22 protein-coding genes are annotated in these 23,501 nt (G+C 57.9%); 4 read left to right on the forward strand and 18 right to left on the reverse strand.

Going from position 1 to position 23,501, the window contains the following annotated elements:
* Positions 1–150: 150 nt before the first annotated feature.
* From C816_RS17350 to C816_RS17370, 5 genes are all read right to left on the reverse strand, one after another.
* Entirely contained in the window at positions 151–1,083 is a 933-nt protein-coding gene (locus C816_RS17350; protein WP_016323719.1) for a 3-hydroxyacyl-CoA dehydrogenase family protein, read from the reverse strand.
* On the reverse strand, positions 1,084–1,740 hold the full coding sequence (locus tag C816_RS17355) for a 3-oxoacid CoA-transferase subunit B (protein ID WP_016323720.1): 657 nt from the start codon (positions 1,738–1,740) through the stop codon (positions 1,084–1,086).
* Entirely contained in the window at positions 1,728–2,417 is a 690-nt protein-coding gene (locus C816_RS17360) for a CoA transferase subunit A (protein ID WP_016321248.1), read from the reverse strand. Before C816_RS17360 ends, C816_RS17355 begins: the two co-directional genes overlap by 13 nt.
* Before the next feature lie 120 nt (positions 2,418–2,537).
* Entirely contained in the window at positions 2,538–3,299 is a 762-nt protein-coding gene (locus C816_RS17365; protein ID WP_016323721.1) for a 3-hydroxybutyrate dehydrogenase, read from the reverse strand.
* Positions 3,300–3,590: 291 nt separating this feature from the next.
* Positions 3,591–5,012, reverse strand: coding sequence for a sigma-54 interaction domain-containing protein (locus C816_RS17370; RefSeq protein WP_016323722.1), 1,422 nt, complete (start codon positions 5,010–5,012; stop codon positions 3,591–3,593).
* 168 nt (positions 5,013–5,180) lie between these two features.
* Here C816_RS17370 and C816_RS24600 point away from each other — a divergent pair, with 168 nt between their 5' ends.
* Complete coding sequence (locus C816_RS24600; protein ID WP_207636949.1) at positions 5,181–5,591, forward strand: hypothetical protein; 411 nt, start codon at positions 5,181–5,183, stop codon at positions 5,589–5,591.
* Positions 5,592–5,844: 253 nt separating this feature from the next.
* Positions 5,845–7,950: a hybrid sensor histidine kinase/response regulator gene (locus tag C816_RS22045; protein ID WP_016323723.1), complete on the forward strand. Its 2,106-nt coding sequence runs from the start codon at positions 5,845–5,847 to the stop codon at positions 7,948–7,950.
* 77 nt (positions 7,951–8,027) lie between these two features.
* Here C816_RS22045 and C816_RS17380 read toward each other — a convergent pair whose 3' ends face one another.
* The 5 genes from C816_RS17380 to C816_RS17400 all read right to left on the reverse strand — a co-directional run bounded on the left by C816_RS17380 (position 8,028) and on the right by C816_RS17400 (position 12,915).
* Positions 8,028–8,936 (reverse strand): dihydrodipicolinate synthase family protein, encoded by a 909-nt coding sequence (locus C816_RS17380; RefSeq protein WP_016323724.1) that lies wholly within the window; start codon positions 8,934–8,936, stop codon positions 8,028–8,030.
* 12 nt (positions 8,937–8,948) lie between these two features.
* The gene (locus C816_RS17385) at positions 8,949–9,407 is read right to left on the reverse strand and encodes a NanQ anomerase/TabA/YiaL family protein (RefSeq protein WP_016323725.1); all 459 of its coding nucleotides are present in this window, start codon (positions 9,405–9,407) and stop codon (positions 8,949–8,951) included.
* A gap of 168 nt (positions 9,408–9,575) precedes the next feature.
* A complete protein-coding gene (locus C816_RS17390; protein ID WP_016323726.1) occupies positions 9,576–10,502 on the reverse strand; it encodes a carbohydrate ABC transporter permease in 927 nt (308 codons plus the stop codon).
* Between the two features lie 12 nt (positions 10,503–10,514).
* Positions 10,515–11,408, reverse strand: coding sequence for a carbohydrate ABC transporter permease (locus C816_RS17395; protein WP_040655991.1), 894 nt, complete (start codon positions 11,406–11,408; stop codon positions 10,515–10,517).
* 157 nt (positions 11,409–11,565) lie between these two features.
* On the reverse strand, positions 11,566–12,915 hold the full coding sequence (locus C816_RS17400) for an ABC transporter substrate-binding protein (RefSeq protein ID WP_016323728.1): 1,350 nt from the start codon (positions 12,913–12,915) through the stop codon (positions 11,566–11,568).
* A gap of 287 nt (positions 12,916–13,202) precedes the next feature.
* On the opposite strand from C816_RS17400, the gene C816_RS17405 reads away from it, so the two are divergent.
* Complete coding sequence (locus tag C816_RS17405; RefSeq protein WP_016323729.1) at positions 13,203–13,853, forward strand: GDSL-type esterase/lipase family protein; 651 nt, start codon at positions 13,203–13,205, stop codon at positions 13,851–13,853.
* Positions 13,854–13,933: 80 nt separating this feature from the next.
* Here C816_RS17405 and C816_RS17410 read toward each other — a convergent pair whose 3' ends face one another.
* From C816_RS17410 to C816_RS24605, 4 genes are all read right to left on the reverse strand, one after another.
* Entirely contained in the window at positions 13,934–14,578 is a 645-nt protein-coding gene (locus C816_RS17410; RefSeq protein ID WP_016323730.1) for a YesL family protein, read from the reverse strand.
* Positions 14,579–14,656: 78 nt separating this feature from the next.
* Positions 14,657–15,511 (reverse strand): MurR/RpiR family transcriptional regulator, encoded by an 855-nt coding sequence (locus C816_RS17415; protein ID WP_016323731.1) that lies wholly within the window; start codon positions 15,509–15,511, stop codon positions 14,657–14,659.
* A gap of 37 nt (positions 15,512–15,548) precedes the next feature.
* Positions 15,549–16,754: an AGE family epimerase/isomerase gene (locus tag C816_RS17420; RefSeq protein WP_016323732.1), complete on the reverse strand. Its 1,206-nt coding sequence runs from the start codon at positions 16,752–16,754 to the stop codon at positions 15,549–15,551.
* Between the two features lie 423 nt (positions 16,755–17,177).
* Positions 17,178–17,396, reverse strand: a complete 219-nt coding sequence (locus tag C816_RS24605; RefSeq protein ID WP_207636950.1) for a hypothetical protein — start codon at positions 17,394–17,396, stop codon at positions 17,178–17,180.
* A gap of 190 nt (positions 17,397–17,586) precedes the next feature.
* Here C816_RS24605 and C816_RS17425 point away from each other — a divergent pair, with 190 nt between their 5' ends.
* A complete protein-coding gene (locus C816_RS17425; RefSeq protein WP_196803658.1) occupies positions 17,587–19,080 on the forward strand; it encodes a DUF342 domain-containing protein in 1,494 nt (497 codons plus the stop codon).
* 322 nt (positions 19,081–19,402) lie between these two features.
* On the opposite strand, the gene C816_RS17430 is transcribed toward C816_RS17425, so the two are convergent.
* From C816_RS17430 to C816_RS17445, 4 genes are all read right to left on the reverse strand, one after another.
* Positions 19,403–20,428, reverse strand: a complete 1,026-nt coding sequence (locus tag C816_RS17430) for a sugar kinase (protein ID WP_016323734.1) — start codon at positions 20,426–20,428, stop codon at positions 19,403–19,405.
* 35 nt (positions 20,429–20,463) lie between these two features.
* Positions 20,464–21,270 (reverse strand): IclR family transcriptional regulator, encoded by an 807-nt coding sequence (locus tag C816_RS17435; protein ID WP_016323735.1) that lies wholly within the window; start codon positions 21,268–21,270, stop codon positions 20,464–20,466.
* A 92-nt stretch (positions 21,271–21,362) separates the two neighbouring features.
* Complete coding sequence (locus C816_RS17440) at positions 21,363–22,334, reverse strand: bifunctional 4-hydroxy-2-oxoglutarate aldolase/2-dehydro-3-deoxy-phosphogluconate aldolase (RefSeq protein WP_016323736.1); 972 nt, start codon at positions 22,332–22,334, stop codon at positions 21,363–21,365.
* Between the two features lie 95 nt (positions 22,335–22,429).
* Positions 22,430–23,452: a sugar kinase gene (locus C816_RS17445; protein ID WP_016323737.1), complete on the reverse strand. Its 1,023-nt coding sequence runs from the start codon at positions 23,450–23,452 to the stop codon at positions 22,430–22,432.
* Positions 23,453–23,501 lie beyond the last annotated feature (49 nt).

A 23,501-nucleotide genomic window follows, 5' to 3' on the forward strand; every position in this document is an offset into this window, starting at 1 on the left:
ACGGCGGAAGGCCGCTTCGCCGCGTGCGGAAAAGCGCCGCCGGAGAGCTTGACACAGTTCAAACAGGGCCGAAACCACACACTTGATCTGCCCTGCCCCGCTCCGGAGGGAGAACCAGGCCGAAGCGGGAGGGGCATGGCTGTCATGCTTTTACTCGTACAGGCATTTGGCCAGCTTGGTGAACATCTGATCCCGGTACTCGATCTTCTCCTCCGCCTTGCCGCCGGAGTAGTCGTAGAACCCCTTGCCGGTCTTGACGCCGAACTCCCCTTTTTCGAACCGTTCCGTCAGAATGGCGCAGGGGTCCTTCCGGTCGCACAGGTCGGCGTAGAGATAGGAAGCGATGTTGTAGAAAATATCCAGGCCGCCCAGATCACAGACCTCAAAAGGACCTAGGCACGCGTAACGCAGGCCCAGACCGTACTTCATCACGTCGTCCACGCCCTCATAGGTGGAGATACCCTCGCTGACAATATGCAGGCACTCCCGGAGAATGGCAAGCTGGATGCGGTTCAGCGCGAAGCCCGGCGCGTCCTTGACGATGACCGGCTTTTTGTTGACCTTCAGCGCCAGATCACGAATGACGCCTGCAGCCTCATCGCTGGTCTTCTCGCCTTGGATAACCTCAATCAGCGGAATGATATGGGGCGGGTTGATCCAGTGCATGCCGCCGAAGCGCTGGGGCAGACGGACCGCCTCGGCAATTTTGGTGATGGAGAGGCCGGAGGTGTTGCTGGCCATCACCACGTCGTCGTCCACCAGGGCGGAGGCCTCAGCCCAGAACTTGTGCTTGACCTCCAGGTTTTCCAGCACGGCCTCCACCACAAAGTCCGCGGTACGAAAGGCCTCCATCTCACCGGTGTACTGGATGCGCCCCAGGAGCGCGTCGGACTCCGCCTGGGTGACGATGCCTTCAGAGACCTCGGTCTTCTGGTTCAGCGTAATTAGATTCCTGGCCTTCTCCAGCGCGGTGGGAAAGATGTCATACAAAACGACCTCATAGCCGTACCGGGCAAAAATCGCGCCCATAGACGCGCCCATGGTGCCGGCGCCGGCAATGACGATTTTTTTGATCTCCCGCATTTATTCTTCCTCCATTCTCTTGAGGTCGGGGCTGACGATGAGCTCGCAGCCGGTGGCGGCCTTGATGTCGTCCAGGGAGTAGTCGGGGTGCAGCTCCTTGAGGACGATGCCCTCGGGAGTAACCTCCATCACGCCCATCTCGGTGATAATCATGTCCACCACGCCCACGGCGGTCAGGGGCAGGGTGCATTCCTTGAGGATCTTGTGCGCGCCCTTCTGGGTGTGCAGCATGGCCACGATCACCTTCCGCGCGCCCACCACCAGGTCCATGGCGCCGCCCATGCCGGCCACCATCTTGCCGGGGATGATCCAGTTGGCGATGTTGCCCTTCTCGTCCACCTCCATGGCGCCCAGCACCGTGGCGTCCACGTGGCCGCCGCGGATGATGGAGAAGCTCTCCTCGGAGCCGAAGAAGTTGCCGTAGGGGGCGTAGGTGACGTAGGCGCCGCCGGAGTTGATGACGTCCACGTCCTCCTGGCCCTTCTCGGGGGCGCCCAGCAGGCCGGTAAAGCCGTTCTCGGAGTGCAGCACGATGGTCACGCCCTCGGGCAGGCAGTTGGCCACCATGGTGGGCAGGCCGATGCCCAGATTGGCGATGTCGCCGTCCTTAAATTCTTTCGCCGCACGCTTGGCGATTCTCATCTTCAGATCTGCCAAGGCTGCTCACCTCCTACGATATAGTTCACATACACGCCGGCGGTGGTGAAGGTGTCCACATCCACCTCGCCGATCTCCACAACCTTCTCCGCGCCGAGGATGACGGTGTCCGCCGCCATGGCCATGACGTGGTTGAAGTTCTTGGTGGCCTTGGCGCAGCTGAAGTTGCCGAACTTGTCGCAGATGCTGGCCCGGCACAGGGCGAAGTCCGCGCGGAGGGGCAGCTCCAGCAGATACTCCCGGCCCTCGATGGTCAATGTCTCCTTGCCGTCGGCGATGATGGTGCCAACGCCCGTGGGGGTCAGCACGCCGCCCAGGCCCGCGCCGGCGGCGCGGATCTTCTCCGCCAGGGAGCCCTGGGGCACCAGAGTGCATTTCAGGGTGCCGTCGTTCATGCCCTTGCCGATGATGGGGTTCATGCCCACGTGGGAGGCGATGATGTGGTCGATCATACCCGCGCTGAGGAGCTTGGCCACGCCCCGGTCCGTGGTGCCGGTGACGGAGGCGGGCAGCCCGCCGTCGTTGGCGATGACGGTCAGGTGTTTTACGCCCTTTTCCACCAATGCGTCGATCAGGATCTCCGGCGTCCCGGTCCCCAGGAAGCCGCCCACCATGACGGTCATCCCGTCCTGGATTCCTGCAACAGCTTCCTGGGCTGTTCTCATTTTGTTAATCATAGTCTGTTCTCCCTTCTTGGCAAACCATTTGTGGGACAAATTTCGTCCCACACAAACGGGCATGCCCGTTTGCGCAATGCTGCGCGCCCTGCGGCCCAAGGGCTCCCCTTCCCGCCGGAATCAGCCCGCAGTCCAACCGCCATCGATGGTCAGCGCGGAACCGGTGATGTGAGAGGCCGCGTCGGAGCAGAGGAATTTGATGACCTCGGCAATATCCGTGGGCTCCAGCAGCGTCTTAATGGCCGCTTTCTGCAGCATGATTTTGCTGACCACCTCGTCCTCGCTGATGCCGTGGTTCCGGGCCTGGTCCGCAATCTGGTTGTCAACCAGGGGCGTGCGCACATAGGCGGGGCAGACGGAGTTGACGGTGATGCCGTAGGGCCCGCCCTCCAGACCGGCGGTTTTGGTCAGTCCGGTCAGGCCGTGCTTTGCGGACACATAGGCGGATTTGAACTCAGAAGCCACCAGACCGTGGATGGAGTTGAGATTGATGATCCGGCCCCACTTCTGCGCCTTCATCTCCGGCCACACATACTTGGTCAGTAAGAAGGGAGAGGTCAGCATAAGGTTGATGATGTAGTCCCAGCGGTCCTCCGGAAACTCCTCGATAGAGCAGACATGCTGGATGCCGGCGATGTTCACCAGGATATCGGTCTTTCCGTACTTCTCCCTGGCGTAGTCCGTCACGGCTTTGCATCCCTCCCGCTTGCTCAGGTCCACGGCGAAGGGATCTCCGCCGATCTTCGCGGCGGACTCGGCCAGAAGGGTTTCATTCATATCGGCCATAACGACCGCCGCCCCCTCCCGGGCAAGCGCCTCCGATGTGGCATAGCCCATGCCGCTGGCAGCACCCGTGACGATAGCAACCCGATTTTTCAACATAGCAGTTTCCTCCTGAAATATAAGATTACGGCGCCAGGCTCCAAGGTCTTGCCCCTCTACCGCTGCCAGCTTATTCAAGCAAAAAATATGCCAGCTCTCCCCCACTCTCTAAAACCCAGAGATTGCAGGAAAAAGCTGGCATATACTGTCTGTAAATTTTTTGCTCTCAGCGTTTTCTGGCAGAAACGCCAAAAAAACGAAAGAGCATCCGTACATCTCTGTACGTTTTGATTTCAATCTGTAAGATTTTCCGTACATTACCAAAAATGTGTTGGTTTTCCGTACGGATATTCAAACACTCCCCTCTCCTTCACAGTCGTCATTCCCGCCTGTAAGCCGGTGCTGTGCCATTTTTTCATACAGTGTGGTCCTGCTGATCCCCAGCGCTTTGGCTGCTTTGGTCTTACAGCCGCCGTTAGTCAGCAGGGCATTGACCAGCACCTGCCGTTCCGCAGCCTCCATCATCTCCTTCAAAGTCTTCTCAGAGGCAGGCGCAAAATCCATATCCCCGCCGGTGATTCCCGCCGGCAGGTGCTTTCCCCTGACAATCCGGTCCTTTCCAATAAAATTGATGGACCGCTCCAACACGTTTTCCAATTCCCGTACATTCCCAGGCCACTCATAACGGGTGAGCAGCTCCATCGCGTCCTTGGAGATGGCCGCTATGCTCACGCCCTCCCGCGCGGCAATCTTCCGGGACAGCGCCTTGACCAAAAGGGGGATGTCCTCCCTGCGGTCCCGCAGAGCGGGGATATTCAAAGAGACCACGTTCAGTCGGTAGTAGAGGTCCGCACGGAACTTATCCTCCTGCACCAGGCTCCGCAGGTCCTTGTTAGTGGCCGCGATAATCCGCACGTCAATGCGCTCGCTGACGCTGGAGCCGATCTTGCGGATCTCCCGCTCCTGGAGGGCCCGCAGCAGCTTCACCTGGAGCGGCAGGGGAATATCGCCGATCTCGTCCAGGAAGATGGTTCCGCCGTTGGCGGCCTGAAACAGCCCCTGTTTACCGCCCTTCCTCGCCCCGGTAAATGCCCCTTCCACATAGCCGAAGAGCTCCGACTCAATGAGCTCCTGGGACATGGTGCCGCAGTTGACCACAACGAAGGGCGCCCCTGCCCGCGCACTGGCCTGGTGGATCGCGTGGGCAAAGAGCTCTTTTCCCGTTCCGCTCTCGCCCAGAATCAGAATGCTGGAACTGGTCTTGGACACCTGGCGCACCACCTCTTTCAGCTCCTTGATGGAAAGGCTCTTTCCGATAATATCATCCACGGAATAACGGGCGGTACTGACCTGCTCAAAGGCCTTCTTGTACAGGTTCAGCTCCATAATCATGGTATCCATCTTCTTGCTGAGATCCTGCAAATCCTTCATATTCCGCAGCAGTACCCGGCCGAAGGCACCGATGACCTCTCCGTTTTTGAAGATGGGAATCCGGGAGGCGATCATCTTCTCCCCCTTAATGACCTGCGCAACACCTACCTCGGGTATGCCGCTCTTGGCCACAGTGTCCATCCGCGTGTTCTCAATGACCTCTTTGACGTGCCGACCCACCACCAGCCCAGGGTCCACCTCCAGGAATTCCGCATAGGAGGTAGAAAGAGCCTCTATGTAACCGTCCTGATCCACAATGACGATCCGTTCATCCACCGCCGACAGCATGGTATCCAGCAGAATTCCCGCCTCAATGCTCTTCTTTCGCCTGACCTGTGTCAATGCTATCCCCCCCGTATATGCCGTACGCTCTGCGGCAGCCCCCGCTCGCGGCTTCCGCCCTGCCGGACGCTTGCTTTGATGTAGGCCCTGTTTGAAAAATAGCAAAATGCCCAACGGCGAGAAATTTTTTTGCCGGTCAAGGCGATTTGACACCGCCATACTCTGCGTATGGCAAGGAAAATCAGCGCAGAGCGGCGGAAAAAGATCCGTCGCTTGGGCGTTTTGACATTTTTCAAACATGGTCCAGTCCAGTTTACCAAAAATGGAAACGATGTTCAACTTTATTTTTCGGTCAGTCACGCATTGATCATCATGTCTCGAAGAACTTACAAGGGTTTGCCAAATTCCTCATTCCCGAATCACCGGCAATGCCCACTATGTGGCCTGCCGGCATATGGTTTATTGCTCACAGCATGGCGAAGGACACAGGCTGGTGTGCTGCCCGGATGGTATTTCAGCCCTCCGGCAGCGGGATCGAACGCCGTCTTCTTTCACGACTGCATCAAAAAACAATATGAAGTAATTGAAATTAGCAAAGGAATATGTTACCATAAACATAACAACAGCCGAGCGGCCTGAACCGGGCCGCAAAATAACTCTTAGGCGGCAGATAAAAAGCTTGGAAAATATTCGCCGTATCTGGAGCTGAGAAACTGCTTTACGGCTTTGGGCAAACGAACCGTATACAGACACGCTGATTCATGGAACGCAAGGCAGCCGGCGTCCTCCAGCCCTTTGGTCCGTGTCATTGAGACTGTCCGAAAAACCACGGTCCAGCAAGCATTTACTTTTAGAAGTTTTGTCATACGACAGAAAGGGCGGATGAGCTCTTATGCGGAAATATGAGCGGAAAGAGCAGCGCTCTCTGATTCTCAGCGAGCAGACTTTTCCCATCATCGAGCAGATCACTGCGGGAATGCCCGGCGGTTTTTTCATTTATCACGCCGATGAGGAAGAGCGTCTGATTTACGCCAATCAGGCGCTGATTCAGATATACGGCTGCAAAAGTCTGGAAGAATTTCAGGAGTATACCGGCTATACATTTCAAGGGCTGCTCCACCCAGAGGATATAGAAGCGACCCAGCAGAGCATCAAACAGCAGATTTTTACACACGGCAGCGATCTGGACCACGTGGAATACCGCATTGTGCGGAAGGACGGCACGGTCCGGTGGATTGAGGACTTCGGGCACTTTGTCCGCACCGACCTCTACGGCGATGTCTTTTACGTTTTTGTGGAGGACGCCACGGAAAAACACTTCAAAGCGATCAATGACGCTCAAACGGTCCAGCTGGCCCAGGAACGTCTGGAGGCGCTGGAGGCGCTGGAGCATGAAACCACGGCGCTGAAACTGGTACACGAGATCCTGAGCTCCGGGATGTGGACCATGGAGTTTAACCGGCAGGGGCAGATGGTCAGAGTCTTCTGGAGCCAGGATTTCCGCGCCATGATCGGCTATAAGGACGAGGAGGACTTTCCCAATGTCCTCTCCTCATGGTCGGATCTGCTCCACCCCGAGGACCATGACCGGGTGCTGAGGGAATACTATGCCACCATTGAGGATTACACCGGCCGGCGGCTTTACAATGTGGAGTACCGCCTCTTGACCAAGGACCGGGGCTATCGCTGGTTCCAAGCCACAGGCAAGCTCTCCCGACGGGAGGACGGCACACCCATCACTTACGTAGGTATGTTCGTGGATATTACGGAGCGCAAGGAGACGGACGAAAAGCTCCAAGAACAGCATAAGCTTTTGGAGGAAGCGCTGGTCAAGGCCCAGCGTGCCTCCCAGGCCAAGACCATGTTCCTCAACAACATGTCTCACGATATTCGCACCCCCATGAACGCCATCATCGGCTTCACAAATCTGGCGGCAACCCATCTGGACAACCAGGAGCTGGTACGGGACTATCTGAGCAAAATTACAGCCTCCTCCAGCCACCTCCTCAGTCTCATCAACGATGTGCTGGACATGAGCCGCATTGAGAGCGGAAGGGTGGTCATTGATGAGGCGCCCTGCAGCCTGCCCCAGCTTCTGATCGACCTTCAGTCCATCCTGCGGGCCGACCTTGATACCAAGGGACTGAACTTCCGCATGGACGGCCACGCCCTGCTCCATCCCTATGTGATCTGCGATCAGCTGCGGCTGAACCAGGTGTTGCTGAACATATTGAGCAACGCGCTGAAATTCACGCCTGCCGGCGGGCATATATCCATTTCAGCCGCCGAGCGGCCCGGAGACGCGGCGGACAGCGCCGTCTATGAATTCTGCATTCAGGACACGGGCATCGGCATGGCTCCGGAGTTTCTGGAGCATATCTTTGAGCCCTTTGAGCGGGAGCGGACTTCCACTGTCAGCGGCATCCAGGGTACTGGGCTGGGCATGTCCATTACCAAAAACCTGGTCGAGCTGATGAAAGGACGGATCACCGTGGAGAGCCGGCAGGGACAGGGCAGCACTTTCATCTGCACGTTTCCCTTCCGCCTCAGCGAGGCCCCGGACGCACAGGAGACACTGGAGAGCCCCTGCCCGCAGCAGCCCGCCGGCTGGCACATCCTGCTGGCCGAGGACAACGAGCTGAATCGGGAGATTGCCGTGACCATTCTGGAGGAGGCTGGCTGCATTATGGATGTAGCCTCAGACGGAGCTGAGGCGGAGGAAAAGGTCCGCAATTCCCTGGACGCTCCCTACGATCTGGTCCTTATGGACATCCAAATGCCTGTGATGGACGGCATCGAAGCCACCAAAGCCATCCGCGCCATGGCCGATCCCCGGCTGGCCCGCCTGCCCATTGTTGCCATGACTGCCAACGCCTTTGAGGAGGATCGCCAGCGCGTTCTCTCCGCCGGCATGAACGGCCATTTGGGCAAGCCCATCGACGTGGACAAGCTGTTTACAACATTACAGAACATTCTGGGTAGTGAACAATCGGGATAAGCCGGTATCTCTTTATGTAAAACAAGACAAATGGAAAGACACACTGAAAGTGTGTCTTTCCGTTTGTTCCGCTTGAATCAGCAGTATTTGGCAATGGCAGAACGAATCATCTCATGGGCCTGGACGACCGTTTCCTGATCGCCGGGCTCCAGCTCCAGCAAAGGCGCCCGGACGCCGCCGATGTCCGGCCCGCCCTGGAGACGGAGGATCTCCTTGATTACGGCGTACATATTCCCCTGAGCGGAGCACATCTTATAGATGATCCGGCAGCACTCGTTTTGGACCTCCCGCCCCTTGGCCAGTTCTCCGGCTTGGAAACAGCGGAAAATCTCCAGATACAGCTCCGGCATGGCGGCGTAGGTGCCACCGATGCCACCGGCGGCGCCGGCGGCCAGACCGCTGAGGAGCTGCTCGTCGGGTCCATTGAAGACCAAGGCCCCCTCGTCGTGCCACATCTGAATATCCTGGACGGGCATGGAAGAGTTTTTCACCCCGATTACCCGGGGATTTTTCAGCATCTCCTGGAGCAGGGGCACCGTCAGGGCCACGCCCGCCAGCTGGGGGATGTTGTAGATCACAAAATCCGTGTTGGGGGCGGCTTCGGAGATGTCGTTCCAGTACTTGCCGATGCCCTTGGGCGGCAGGTGGAAATAGATGGGCGGGATCGCGGCCACGGCGTCCACACCCAGTCTCTCGGCGTGGGCGGCCAGCTCCCGGCTGTCGGCGGTGTTGTTGCAAGCCACATGAGCGATGATGGTCATCTTACCGCCCACCTCGGACATGACGTTCTCCAGGGTTTCCTTCCGCTCGGCCACGCTCTGGTAAATGCACTCGCCGGAGGATCCGCCCACATACATTCCCTGTACGCCCTTGTCCAGCAGGTATTTCGCAAGAAGCCGGGCCGCCTTGCCGTCCACTCTGCCATCCCTATCGTAGCAGGCGTAAAAGGCGGGGAAAATGCCCTGGTATTTGGAGAGGTCTCTCATTGTTGTCACTCCTCAATCATCAATAATTCGTACCTTGAAGACCACCTTGCTCACAGTCTCCGGGCCGTCCAGCTGCATCTTAATGCGGTGGGCATCCCCTGGAAAGACCGTCAGGAAGTCCCCGGGGGAGAGCGTCAGCTTGTAGTGTCCCCGGCCCCGGTAGGCGTAGAAGTCGTTGGCCTCCGTGCGGTCGAATTCCTCCAGCGCCTCTGGCGGGGCGATCTCCACGCCCTCAGAGCCGTCCACCATGATGTGAATGTCCAGATATTTTTTGTGGGCTTCAAAGAAAGTGTCCTCCGCCGGGACGGTCTCGTAGGTGAAGCGGGTGGCGTAGACATCGCCGCCTTTGAGTTCCGTGCGCTCCGGACCCACGCCGGCGAGAAATTCCGGCGTAATGTGGTCCAGAGCGAGGTCCAGATTTGGGTGGATGCCCCGGTAAGCCGGGGCGTCCTTGTTTTTGGCATAGATCATATTGTCTCCTTGTTTTACGGGGGCAGGCGCAGCCTTCAAGGACAGGGCGGGACTTGGCTGCTGTCCTTTTTGCATGCCGCCTGCGCTACACGCGGCGCCGCAGGGGCTCTGCCCCTGCACCCCGCAAGCTTTTTGAAAAAAGCTTGCGCAAAAACCTTTATCTGCCGTTCAACCCTTTACGGCGCCCATGGTGATGCCCTGGGTGAAGTACTTCTGGAAGATCAGAAACACGGTGATGATGGGCGCCGCCGCCAGGGCCGCGCCGGCCATCAGCAGGCCGTTGTCCACAGAGGTCTCCGCCTGGAGGGTGGCAATGCCCAGAGGCATGGTATAATTGCTGCCGCTGGCCAGCATGACCAGCTGCATAAAGTAGTCGTTCCAGCAGTTAATGAAGGTGAAGATAGCCAGAGCGCCAATGCCCGGCTTAATCATGGGCATGACCACGGTGGAGAAAGTATTCCACTCGCTGGAACCGTCAATGCGGGCCGCCTCCAGAATCTCGCCCGGGATGCTCTCTGAGAACTGCTTCATGAGGAACACGCCGAAGGGCCAGCCCACTGTGGGGAAGATGACGGCCCAGAGGCTGTCGTACAGGTGCAGGGCAGACATCTCTTTCAGCAGGGGGATCAGGATGACCTGCTTGGGCAGGGCCATGGCGCAGACAATCAGAGAGAACAGGAGGGCACGGCCATTGAACCGCTTCTTGGCCAGGGCGTAGCCCGCCATGGCGGCGGTGAGGCAGGTGAGGAGCATCGCCATTGCGGACATGAGCACCGCATTGATGAGCCAGCGAATGGCGGCGGGGGCGTCCGGTCCGGCGGTGAGAAGGATCTTTTTCCCGCCGTTGAAGAAGCTGCCGAAGGGCAGATAGATCTCCCACAGGGGGACGCTGCGCTGCTTCATCAGCTTGTTGAAGTTATTCATCACCCACTCGGTGGGAACCCAAATGGGTTTGGGGGCGTTGATGTCCGCGCCGTTTTTGAACGCACCGGTGACGATCCAGTACAGCGGGAAGGTGAAGAGGAACGCCAGAATGATCAGAATCATGACAGAGGCGATCTTATACGCGCGGCTGCGCCCGTTTTCGATTTTCATACCAGCACCCCCTTACTTTTCTTTCGCCAGCTTGAACTGGAGGGCGGACAAGAGTCCGATGAAGATGGCCAGCACCACGCCCATGGCGTTGGCGTAGCCGAAGTGGCCCGCCTGCTCCGTCAGTTTGAAGGCGGTCCAGTAGATGTGGTACATCACCGTGTTGGTTCCTGCGCCGCCCTTGGTCAGCAGCTGGATCAGCGCGAAGCACTGGAAGGAGTTGATGGTGGTGATGACCAGGATGTACAGGGTGGTAGGCATCATCTGGGCCCACTTCACCTTCCAGAAGACCTGGAAGCTGGTGGCCCCGTCCACCTCGGCGGCCTCCACCAGGGTTTGGTCCACGTTGCCCAGAGCGGAGACGTACAGCACGATGGGCTGGCCCACGGAGGTGGTGAAGAGGATCAGGATGATGCACCAGAGGGCGTATCTGGAGTCGCCCGTCCAGTTGATGTTCTGTTCAATCAGGCCCGCGCCCTTGAGAACGTGGTTGAAGATGCCGGTGTAGTTGTCATACATCCACTTCCACACCACGGTGACGGCCACAGAGCCGGTGACCACGGGGAGGTAGAAGATGCAGCGGAAAGCGGACAGCACGGGTCCGCTGAGCTTATAGATGGCGGAGGACACCCACAGAGAAAATGCGCATACCGCCGGGACACTGACGATGACGATAATAAAGGTGTTTTTCAGTGCCTCCAGAAAGGTCTCGTCCGACCACAGCCGGGAGAAGTTGGAAAAGCCGATAAAATTGCCGAACATACCGGCGTCGTGCATGTTGGCGTCGGTTAGGCTGGTAATGATACAGATAATCATGGGGACGACCACGAAGCCGAGGAAGAAGATCAGGCTGGGCAGCAGGAACAGGTAGCCGGAGATGTTCTCCCGCCGTTGGAGAGCGCGGCTCATGGTACGGGTGGGCTGTCTTGCCAAGGTCAACACTCCTTTACAACTGGAATCGAGCCCTGGAGAGGGCGGGCCCTGCCGGGAAAAAGCAGGCCCCTCTCCCGCCCTTCGCGGGAGAGGGGCGCAGAAACCCTATATCGCTTTGACTGCTTATTGGGACTTAGCCGGCGTTGGCGTTGGCATTGCCGGCGTAGGTGGCGACGGTGGAGGCGATGTCAGCGCCCTCGCCCACCTTCTGGAGCATGGTCCACCACTCGGTACGGGCGCCGGCCCAACCCTTGGTAACCTGGTAGTAATCGCCCAGATAGGGCATGAGGACCTGATACTCGTTCATGATCTCATTGTCGGCCCAGATGTCGGAGAGGTCCGTGCCCTCGGCGGCAGAGCGGGCGGCGAAATAGTTGGCGGTCTTCACCGCGTCGACGGTGTGCTCGGAGTCGCACATCCACTTGATGAACGTCTTGGCGTTGTCGACCTTGGCCGGATCGCCGTTGTCAAACACGCCGAAGCCCCAGATGCCGCCCTGGAGGGCAGGCGTGCCGCTCTCAGAGGGGAAGCCCATGAAGACGATCTCTTCGCCATTGGCGGTGAGACCCGCGCCGGTGTCGGCCAGGTTGGGGTTGAGCTGCTGGGCGATGTTCCAGCAGAAAGCCATCTTCAGGATGCCCTGATAGAAGACCTTGATTTCATCGCCGCCTTCCAAGGAGGCGTCGAAGGCGATGCCGGGCATGCTCTTGAGCTGCTCCAGGGCCTTGATGTTCAGGGGATCGTCCCAAGTGTACTTGTCGTGGCTGGCAGTGGCGAAGGTGCCGCCGTACAGGTTGTTGACGAGGGCGCGGGTGCCCTGGTCGCCGCCCTGGCCCTTGCAGTACACAGCGCCCACGGGGGCGTTAAAGTGCGCATACAGGGCGTCCACGGCCTTGATGAAGTTCTCCGTGGTCCAGGTGTGCTTCTCGAGATCAAGGTACTGGTCGGCCCCTGCCTCCTTAAAGGCGTTGAGGTTGATGGCCATGCAGTGGGCCGTCACGACCAGGGGATACTCGTATACCGCGCCGTTGGAGTGGGTGCAGGCGGCCATGGCGGCGGCGTTGATCTCGCTCTTGTCGGTGTCGTCAAACATGTCGCTCAGGTCCACCAGATAGCCCTTGTCGCCCCAGTTGGTCACCAGGCGCTCGGGACCCTCCATAATCAGATCGGGGGCTGCGTTGGCAGTGATGGCGGAGTTGACCTTGTCGTCGCCGTCGGCATAGGCTAAGTACTCCACTTTTACGGTGATGCCGGTGTCGGCGGTGAAGGCGTCGGTGATGGCCTTGACCTTCTCCTCCTTGCCCCAGTCGCCGATGGGATAGGTCCACAGGGTGATCTCGCCGCCGTCGGCGGGAGCGGAATCACCAGGGGTGTCCTGGGTCTGATCCTGGGCGGGAGGCGTGTCATTGCTCTGGTTGCCTCCGCAGGCAACCAGGGCCATGACCATGGTCATGGCCAATAGGATTGCAAGCAGCTTCTTCATCGCGGATCCTCCTTCAATATCACAAAAAATAGGACTGTGAGGCGTTCCTCACTGTATAAATTATACAAGTAATTCCTATATCTGTCAATTAAAATCGAAAACATTTGCGAAAAATCCGCATATTTAGTGGATGTTTCAAAAATTATTTCGATTTTTAGGCAATTTACACTCAAAATTTTTTGCTGCTGCGCACAGGACTGCCTTGACAAACAAAAAAAAACTGGTAGCCTTATAGAAAAGAGGCATCCGGAGACGAGGAGATCTGAAAATAGAAAGGGAGCGGAGCCATGAAAAAACATATTCTCTGCCTGGGGGATTCCAACACCCACGGCTATTGCGCAGACCCCGCCGACTGCGCCGACGGCGGCATTCGATTCAATGAAGACGAGCGCTGGACCTGTCTTTTGCAAAAGGCGCTGGGACCGGAGTATCTCGTGACGGAGGAGGGGCTCAGCGGCCGCACCACTGTGTTCCCGGACCCCCTCCATGAGAGCATGGACGCCCTGGGCGTCCTCTACGCCCTGCTGAAAAGCCATGAGACCGTGGACCTGCTGGTCATCATGCTGGGGACCAATGATACGAAGGAACGCCTGGGGGTCAACGCCTCCTGCATTGCCATCGGCATGGAGCGGCTGGTCCGCAAGGCTCAAAGCGTGGACTGCTGGGGGAGCCACGCCCCCAATATTCTGATTGTCTGTCCGCCCCCCATCCGCCCGGAGATGGAGCTGGCGGAGTGCGGCCAGCCCATGGGACGGGGCTGCCTGGAGAAGTCCCGGGAGCTGCCGGGATACTATGAGAAGACCGCGGCGCTGGTAGGCGCCCACTTCCTGAACGCCAAGGACTGCGAGTTCAACGCCCTGGACGGGATGCACCTGACCCGCAAGGGTCATGCCCAGCTGGCGGCAATGCTGGCGGAGGCCGTGCCGGGACTGCTGTGACCGTCTCGCCTGGGAGATGGCGGCAGTCTCTGAAAAACAAAAACAGGTCTGACGCCAGTTGAAGCGGCAGACCTGTTTTTCTATTCGTTTGGATCGGACTCCTCCTGCGCAGCCAGCTCCGGGGAGTGCTTTTGAAAAATCCGCTCAAAGAACAGCGAGACCAGCAGCATGGCGATCACAGGCATAAACAGCACCGGCCACCACCGCTGGACGCAGAAGACGGCGGTCTGGGCCGTCAGCAGCACAACCACGACCGTGCTGGGCAGGTGAGCGACGGTCAGCTGGAGGGCCGCGCGGAACAGGCCCGCCACGGTGTACTCAAACCGCCCCAGCAGGGGGAACAGCCAGCACAGCACTCCCGCCGGGAGCGTCAGGGCAAAGTAGTAGGCCACATACAGGATATAGGCCGCGCCGCCCCATCGGGTGCCGTACCAGCGCACGATGAAATGACCGCCCAGCAGCGCCGCCGCTGCGGCCAGGGCGACGAGCCCTGCCAGAAATCCGGTCCGGAAGTTCTGCCGCAGAGAGCGGAAGTAGTACCCAAAGGCCCCGCTCTCCCGTCCCCGGACGCACTTGACCACCGTGTAGTACAGCGCCGCCGTGGCAGGACCGGCGGTGACGACAGGCAGGCACAGGAAAATCCACAGGATCGACAGTCCGCAGATGTCCACCATCGTACTCAGCCAGACCCAAATTCCCTTTTCCGGATTGAAAAAATCGCCCATGAACATCCTCCACGGAAGATTCGCCGTCCAAAGGCGGCAAATACAGTCAAATTTTGCATCCTGCGGCTCCGCCCGTCATCACACGCATTTCTTGGTCAGCGCCTTGCCCACGGACTGGCGGCTGCGCTCCGCTGTCTCCGGGTCCCGGCGGATAAATTCGCTGAGGAGCACCTCCACCACATAGAGCTGGGCCATGAGGGCGGAGGAGGAGCCGAACTGGAAAGGCTGCTCATTGGGGCCGCACAGCAGCACCGTGTCGGCGTAGGCGCTGGCGGGGGAGTTGAGATACCGGGTCACCAGAATCAGCCTCGCCCCACGGTTCCGGATCACCTCCGCCGCCTCCAGAACCTCGTGGGTGGCACCGGAGTAGGAGAAATAGAGCACCGCGTCCTCCGGCGACAGGGTGGCCAGCACCACCGTCTGCATATGGGAGTCCTGAATGGTCTTGAACTTGGGAGAGGTAGTGGAGAACTGGGCCCAAGCCGCCAGGGCAACCACGGAGTGGTTCCCCTGGCCCAGGCAGACCACCTGTCGGGCCCGCTGGATCAGATCCGCCGCCCGCTCCAGAGCGGTCTCCGACAGCATGTGGTAGGCGTTGTTCAAGGCGTCCTGAGCGGCGTGGAGCACCTTGCCCATCACCTGTCCCGTGGAATCCTCCCAGGTGATCTCGCCGCTGGACTGGCTGGCCTCCGGCACGGCGGGCAGCGCCGCCCGGGCCAGCTCCAGCTTGAAGTCGTTAAATCCCGCCAGCCCCAGCTTCCTGCAGAACAGCGACACCGTGGACACCGCCACCTCGCACTCCGCGCTCAGATCGGTGATGCTGATATACTGGGTCTCCTGCTGATGCTCCAGTACATAGTCCGCGATCTTCCGCTCCGAGCGGGTAAAGCTCTCGTACTCCTGCATCATCAGCGCCACGATATTCTTTCCCAAAGCGCACCTCCCGCCGGCCGCGGCGGTATCCCGCCCGTTACAGCCTTGCTGAAATCTCCTCGATCATCTTGTCCACCAGGACCATGCTCCGGGGCATGTGGAAGGGCCCCTTGAAGGTGCTGCCCTTGGTGGAGGGCTCTGTGGGCAGGCCGTCCCGGCGGAGGTAGCCGTACCACTCGCCGTATTCGGGGTCCGCGAAGTGCTCTTTGCAGTAGTCCACGGTCTTATAGAACCAATCCAGATACTTCTCCTCCCCGGTGTCCCGGTAGAGCATCATGGAGGCGATGAGGATCTCGTTGTGGGGCCACCACAGCTTCATGTCGTGCTCGTAGGCCTCCGGGGGCTTGCCCAGGCAGTCGGTGAAGTAGAGCAGTCCGCCGTACTCCTCGTCCCACCCGGCGGCAATGGCCCAGTCGAACATCTCCGCCGCCTTCTTCACCAGCTCCTTGTCCCCGGTGCGCCGGGCATGCTCCAGCAGGAACCACACGCCCTCAATGTCGTGGCCGGGGTTGACAGTGCGGCCCTCGGTGTAGTAGAGGCGCGGCGTACCGTCTGTGTCCACGTTCTCCAGGGTGCATTTCAGCTCCGGCTTGACGTGGTATTTGAAAATATCGTCTACGCACTGCTGGGCCCGCTCCTCATAGAGGGCCTTCCGCTCCGGGTCGGTGCGCAGCAGCACGCCGGTGACGTTGAGGATAATCATAGGGGTGCCGAAGGCCCGTCCCGTCCGGGTCTCGGGGATGGTCTTGGGCCCCATGCCGACAGGGTCGGGCATTCCCCGGCTCAGGTCCCAGTACAGATCGTAGCACTGCCGGGCCCGCTCCAGCCGGGATCTCTCGCCGGTGATGCCGTAGTACTCGGCGTTGGCGATGGCGCAAAAAGCCTCGGAGAAGTAGTAGCGCCGCTGGCGCAGGGGCTGTCCCTCCGCCGTGACGGTGAAGTACATCCGGTCCCCGGCCTCGTGGTTAAAGCAGTGGGCCTCCATAAAGTCCAGACAGCTTCTGGAGGCATCCAGCCACTCCTGCTTCACGCCGTAATGATGGCACAAAAACGCGAATATCCAGCCGCAGCGGCCCTGCATCCAAACGCTCTTGTCGGTGGAGTAAATCTCCCCCTTCCGGTCCAGGCAGGTGTACACCCCCCCGTGCTCTTTGTCCATGCCGTGTTCCAGCCAGAAATTGGCGGAGCGGTCCAGCTCCCCCCGAACCCAGGCCTGGGTCTCTAACAGTCTTTTCCGATCCATACGTTCACTCTCCTATTCTTTTTTGATTTCCGGCAAGATGGCGGCAGCCGCAGGCCAGGCCGCTCCGGCGAAACTTCTCCTCCTGAAGCGCCGTCCCGAAACGGCGCTCCAGGAAGTTTACGATTGCTTCGCAATCCCGCTTCCGCCTGTGCGCATGACGCTGATGCCAAAGTCTTTATGGAGCTGTTCTGATTCCGTCTGGTTTTTCTCCGCCTAGGCCTTGTTTGAAAAATGGCGGAATGCCCAACGGCGAGAGATGTTTTCGCCAATTAAGGCAAATTTTTGCAGTCGGGCTGACGCCCGGCAAGAACATTTAACGCAGAGTGGCGGAAAAAGATCCGCCGTTTGGGCGTTTTGACATTTTTCAAACAAGGCCTAAACATACTATGAACGTATTCTACCATAGATTTCCGGAATATGCAATCAGGCCTTGTCTGATAAATGGCAAAATGCGCAGCGGCGATGGATTTTTTGCCGGTCAGGGTGATTTGACACGGCCATACCTTGCGTATGGCCAGGAACACCAATACGGATTGGTGCAAAGATGTCTGCCGTTTGGGCGTTTTCACATTTTCCAATAAAACCGGGCTCTTTTCCAGCTGCACCGGCGGGCCAGCAGAATAATACTTGATAATTTCCCATAGGGATGATACAATATAAATTGTTTAATATTTGGAGCGAGCTGTCTTGGTTTACAGGAAGCGCTTATCAATACGAGGTTTAGAAAAGGCAGGAGATGAAAGTGTCGGTTTTTGATCGTTTTGTCTCAAGAGGGACGGGCGAGCAGGAAAGAAAATCATTTCTCCCCACTCCTTACATGAAGCTGTTCTCAGTGTTGGAAGTGTCAGGGAAAGAGGCGAAAGCCCAGTATCCAGACGACAGCATGATCGTGGATGATTTTATTTGGGCCTTAAAGGATGCGTGCAGGACCCGATATAAAAAGGCGCTGAACGACCCGGCCCCGCTGAAGGCGGAGACGCATTTTTTTCTGTCGAAGGACCGGATGAGCGCCTATGCGTGTGTGCTTCCGCCGGAGAACGACGGGGACGGGCTTACCCTGGAAAAATTCATGGAGGATATGTACTGCGAGGGCATTCACTACGGCGTTTTGCAGGAAGAGATCCCGCAGGAGTTTGCTTTGGGATACCTTCACATATTTCCGGCGGCGCGGGGAAAGCCGTTCCAGACGGGGGAAGACGGCAAAGTAACGGAGCTCTTCCAGCGGCGTAAAAATATGGGCCTTGAAGTGCAGAATGGCAGCGAGGTGGATTTTACAGAAGGCGCCCAGCTCCAGCCCATCAAAAAAGGGGGCGTTATCTGTCTGATCCGGCCTCCGCGGGCGGGAACTGACGGCATGGATGTAACTGGGCAGGAAATTCCCAGCCCGCAGACCGTCAGCGCCTTTGTTCCCCAGGGGAAGAATACCGTGATCGGCAGAGGCGGGCAGGCCCTGATCGCGCGTGTGGATGGAATCCTATACATCGAAAACGACCGATTCTGCATTCACGAGCAGAAGATCATAGACGGCGATCTGGACCAATTTCAGGGAACGCTCCAGATCTCCGGCAATCTCTATATAGGTGGAAATGTGGATGGCGGGGTTGATATTCAGGCCTCCGGAGACATCATCATCAACGGCAAGGTCGGACGGGCACGCGTAATGTCTACCAACGGAACCATCCGGGTTCAGCAGGGTATCCATGGAACGGACGGAGAGACTTTTATAACCGCAGCCTGTCAGGTGCAGTCCCCTATGATGGAATGGGCAAGAATCGAGGCCGGGACCAGCGTGATTGCGGAGGTCATCCTGAACAGCATCATCCGCTGCGGCGGAACGGTCTATGCTATGAGCGGGCGCGGGATGATCGCGGACAGCCAGATACAGGCGGGAGACAGCGTCCTGTGCATGCGGATCGGCAATCTGGCTGGGGGCCGCAGTCAATTTTCGGTGGGCTATCCTCCGCATATTCCAGAGCTGTGGAAGAAGCTCAAGGCAGATGTGGCAAACGTACAGTCCACCTTTGAAAAGCTGTGGGAGCCCATCACCGCCCTGCGGAAAAAGGGCACTCGGATCTCAGACGAGGAGGAGGCGCTGCTGGAGCAGTTGGTGGAGCAGCGGGACCTTTGCACCGAAAAGCGGAAATCGCTGGCCGCGGAACTGAAAGCTGTAAACAAGACCCTGGACAAAAAGAGCAGGGGAAGGATTCGTTGCGAGAAATTGTATCCTGCTCTGGATGTGCAGATTGGCAGATCGACAGAGGAAATTACCACAATAGAGGAAAACTGCAATATTCACGTCGAGGAAAATCGAATACTCTTGAAGTGAAAACCAATCGTTTTTATATACATTTATATACAAGACGCCGTCAGGACAAAGGTCCTGACGGCGTTATTTTAACGATGAGCAAACTCAATTCCCGGTGAGGTCTCGCTTGAAAAAGCCAAAACGCTGCCGCGCGGCATCTTCTTCTGTCAGGTCCGCGTTGATTTCTCTTGAAATCCGTCAGGATTCCTGCGCTCTTCTTCCCTTCCAGGCAAAAAATTCCCTCATTGGTCCACGCACAGCTGCCGATCGGTATGGCTACTCGCTGCCAGGGCGTCGTCGACGCACATTTGATCCGCTCTCCTCACGAACGGAACGGCGGCCGTTACCGCTGCACGCGGCCGCTGCCGTCGCCGCTCATCAGCTTTTCTACGTCAGAAACGCCAATCCGGTTAAAATCGCCAATGATGCTATGCTTCAGACAGGATGCCGCCGCCGCGAACTCCAATGCCCGCCGCTTGTCCTGATATGTATGCAGTCCATACAGCAGACCGCCGGCAAAGCTGTCGCCCCCGCCCACACGGTCAATAATATCATTTATCAAATACCGCTTGGACTCATAGAATCGCTCTCTGTCATTCAGACATGCCGCCCATCCGTTGGTGTCTGCGCTCCTGGATTCACGCAGGGTTATGGCAATCATCTCCATATTGGGATATTCTTCCAAAACCTTGTCTCCCAAGGCCTTATACTTGCCGCGGTCCAACTCTCCGGACTCCACAACAACGTCCGTTGTGATGCCAAGCGCCTTTTGGACGTCCTCCTCGTTAGCAATCGCAATATCCACATATTTTGCGATCTCGCGCATGACCTCACAGGCGTCCTTCCCGTACTTCCACAGGTTCTTCCGATAGTTCAAATCGCAGGACACCGTGATTCCCCGTTTTTTTGCCTCGCTCACAGCGTCTATGGACAGCTCCATAGCATTGCCGGACAGCGCCGGCGTGATGCCGGTGATGTGGAACCAGCCAACTCCTGCAAAGGCCTTCTCCCAGTCAATCGTCCCCGGCTTCGCCAGAGAAAGGGCCGAATCCCCGCGGTCATAGACCACCTTGCTGGGCAGCTGATTCGCACCGCTCTCCAAAAAGTAGATTCCCATGCGGCCGGAACCATACTGGACTCGGCTCATATCCACGCCGAACCCGCGCATCTCCCTGATACACGCCTCCGCAATTTCGTTTTGGGGCAGCACCGTTAAAAACGCCGCATCCATCCCATAGTTTGCCAAAGAAACCGCCACGTTGGCCTCGCCTCCGCCAAAGGTTGCCTCCAGCATTGGGCTCTGAAAAAAACGCTCATGCCCGGGCGCTTTCAGCCGAAGCATAATTTCGCCGAATGTCAAAAATTTCATAGTACTCCTTTTCCGTTATACGGCGAAGCCCATATTCAATAGGCGCCGTCATAATACACCGCGGGAAACGCGCTTGCCATGCGGGAGAGGAATTGCGCGGCTTTCTCCAGATGCGGAAGCGTCTGTATGATCTTCTCATCCGTAACGCTCCGTACAGAGCCGGATATGCTAATCGCCCCCACCGCCCTGCATCCGCCGCCGCGTACAGCCACTGAGGCGCAGCGAACCCCCAGCGTCTCTTCCTCATTATCCACAGAATACCCGTTTGCACGGATCTTCGCCAGCTCCGCAATCAGCCCGTCCTGCGTGCAGATGGTATTGGGCGTTGATTGGACCATGTTGTTCTCTGTAATCGCCAGAACCAGACTGTCAGGAAACGTGCTGAGAATCATTTTCCCCGCGCTGCAGCAGTGCAGCGGCAATGTCTTACCGGCAGTAGAATAGGCGGCAAAACGGCGGTCCGGATAGATTCCCTCAAGGATAATCAGTCTGTTCCGGTTCACTGTGGACAGGTAGGTAATCTCTCCTGTCAGGCGGGTGATGTCCTCCATAATCGGAATCGCGTACGAAATAATCGGAAGAGAATTCCGCACACAGTACCCCATCTCAAAGGGCTTCAATCCCAGCAGATAATTCTGAGACACCTCAGACTTCCGCAGAAATCCCTCACCCAGCAGAGTTTTGACCAGATTGTAGGTCGTGCTCTTCGGCACGCCGATCTTGGCGCTGATCTGCGCCAGGCTCTGTTCGCTGTGACCGATGTCAAAACTATTCAAAATCGCAAGCGCCTTGCCGACAGAACCTACCTTCCAGCTGTTCTTACTTTGCTCATTTGTACTCATGCAACCTACTCCACATATTATTATTGTACAAGATAATCTCGCCCGTACAATTTAATTTTAGGCGCATTTCCCTCAAAAGTCAAAGGGTTCCTCTATCTCTGCATCAGATGGACCGCAAAACCGCCGATCTCCTCCTGAAGGAACACGGCAATCAGCTCCCCCTTTTCATTGTAAGTCCATGTGTTTTCGTCCAACGCAATCCCCCGCCTGCGCATCTCGGCCACAGCGCAGGGGAGGCAATTCGTTTCCACCGCCAAATGTCCGCAGCTCCCCCGGCCGGAGTGCTTTTTGACCTCAATATCTCCGGAGGAAAAGTCAGAGGAGCCCTTCCCCGGCCTGTATGGAAAATCAAATGCCGCCTGAAACGCCATGCAGATCTCTCTGGCATTCTCCACGCCGCCGGCGTTGATGCCAATGTGACCCAGTTCAAAGCCGAGAATCCGTTTCCGCGTATCCCTGCACAGGGCTGTGATCTTTTCATAGTTTTCCGCTTCAATATCCGCCTTCGGGCAGGTCCAGCTCCCCCCTGCCGCAAACACAAAGGGCGCGCGAATAAACTCCCCCACATTTTCGGCGCTGATACCGCTGGTAGGAATAAATTTCACACCGGGGAACGGCCCCGTTAACGCCTTCATGGCATCCAGCCCGCCATAGATATTGGACGGAAAAAATTTTACGACTTCAATGCCGTACTCCAGCGCCGCCATAATCTCCGCGGCGGTGACACAGCCCGGCACAACGGGGACCTCGTGGTCCACGCACCATCCAACCACTTCCCTGCTGAAGCCCGGACTCACAATAAACTGCGCGCCGCTTTCCACCGCAAGCCTGCACTGTTCCAGGGAAATCACCGTGCCCGCACCCGTCAGCATATCCCGGCAAGACCCTCTGATTGCTTTGATCGCGTCCGCTGCCGCCGCAGTGCGGAAAGTGACCTCGATCACATCTACGCCTCCGTCCAGCATGGCCCTTGCCAGGGGAACCGCCTTCTCCACGGCGTCGATAACTGCGACGGGCACAATTCCAGACTGCCCGATCCTCTCCATAACCGCATTTTTTTCCATGTTCGATTCCTCCGATCCCAGTCATTCGGGGCTGCCGGCCTTCCCTGCCGAACAAAAGCACCTCGCTTTTCCCCGCGCCAAAACGTCATAAACGGCTACCGCTCAACCCTGCCCGTGGCATTGCCGCCCACAAGCTTCTCAACCTCTTCCGCCGTGGACAGGCTGAAATCCTTCTCCATGGTCTGCTTCAGGCAGGATGCCGCCGCCGCATACTCAATCGTGTGCTGCGGGTCAAATCCGCTCACCAGGCCGTAAATGAGGCCTGCGGCAAAGGAGTCCCCGCCGCCGACACGGTCCACCAGATGAATCATGTAGCGTTTTGAAAAATACGCCCTTCCATCCTGATAGAGCATGGCGCCCCAGTCGTTGTCAGAGGCGCTGAGGCTGCGGCGCATGGAAATCGCAGCCGTATGTATCCCATATTCCCTTTCAATCCGGCGCGCCGTTTCCTCATAGCCCTTGTCATCCAGGACCCCCTGCATCACGTCAGATCCCGCCGCTTTGATTCCCAGGACCAGCTCCGCGTCCTCCTCATTGGCAATCAAAACGTCGATATACGGCATCATTTTTTTCATCGTGACCCCGGCCTCCTCAGGCGTCCACAGGTTCGTTCGGTAATTCAGGTCACAGCTCACCGTCAGTCCGAGCTCGCGGGCCGTCCGGCACGCCTCAATACAGATCTCCGGCATTCCGCCTCCTAGGGCCGGCGTGATTCCGGTGATGTGGAACCATCCAAACCCATCCAATATCGCTCTCCAGTCATAACACTCCGGCGGGCTCTCGGCAGCGGCGCTGTGCTTCCGGTCATAAACAACCCTGGAGGGCCGCTGCGCCGCCCCCTTTTCCAGGTAAAACACGCCCATGCGGTCGCCTCCAAAGACGATCCTGCTGGTATCGACACCATGCCTGCGAAGCTCGCCAATCCCCGCATAGGCGATGTCGTTTTTTGGCAGCCGTGTCACAAACGCTGTCTGCACGCCCATATGGGCGAGCGCAACCGCAACATTGGCCTCCGCCCCGGTATAATTGATGTCAAAGCTGCCCGCCTGAAAAAAACGCTCGTAGCCCGGGGGGCTCAGCCGGACGATAAAATCTCCAAAGCCCAACATTTTCATCATAAAAACTCCATTCTATCCCCGCGCCGGCGGAACCGTGCCTCACCGGCAA

This window comes from Oscillibacter sp. 1-3 (assembly GCF_000403435.2).
Lineage (GTDB): Bacteria > Bacillota > Clostridia > Oscillospirales > Oscillospiraceae > Oscillibacter.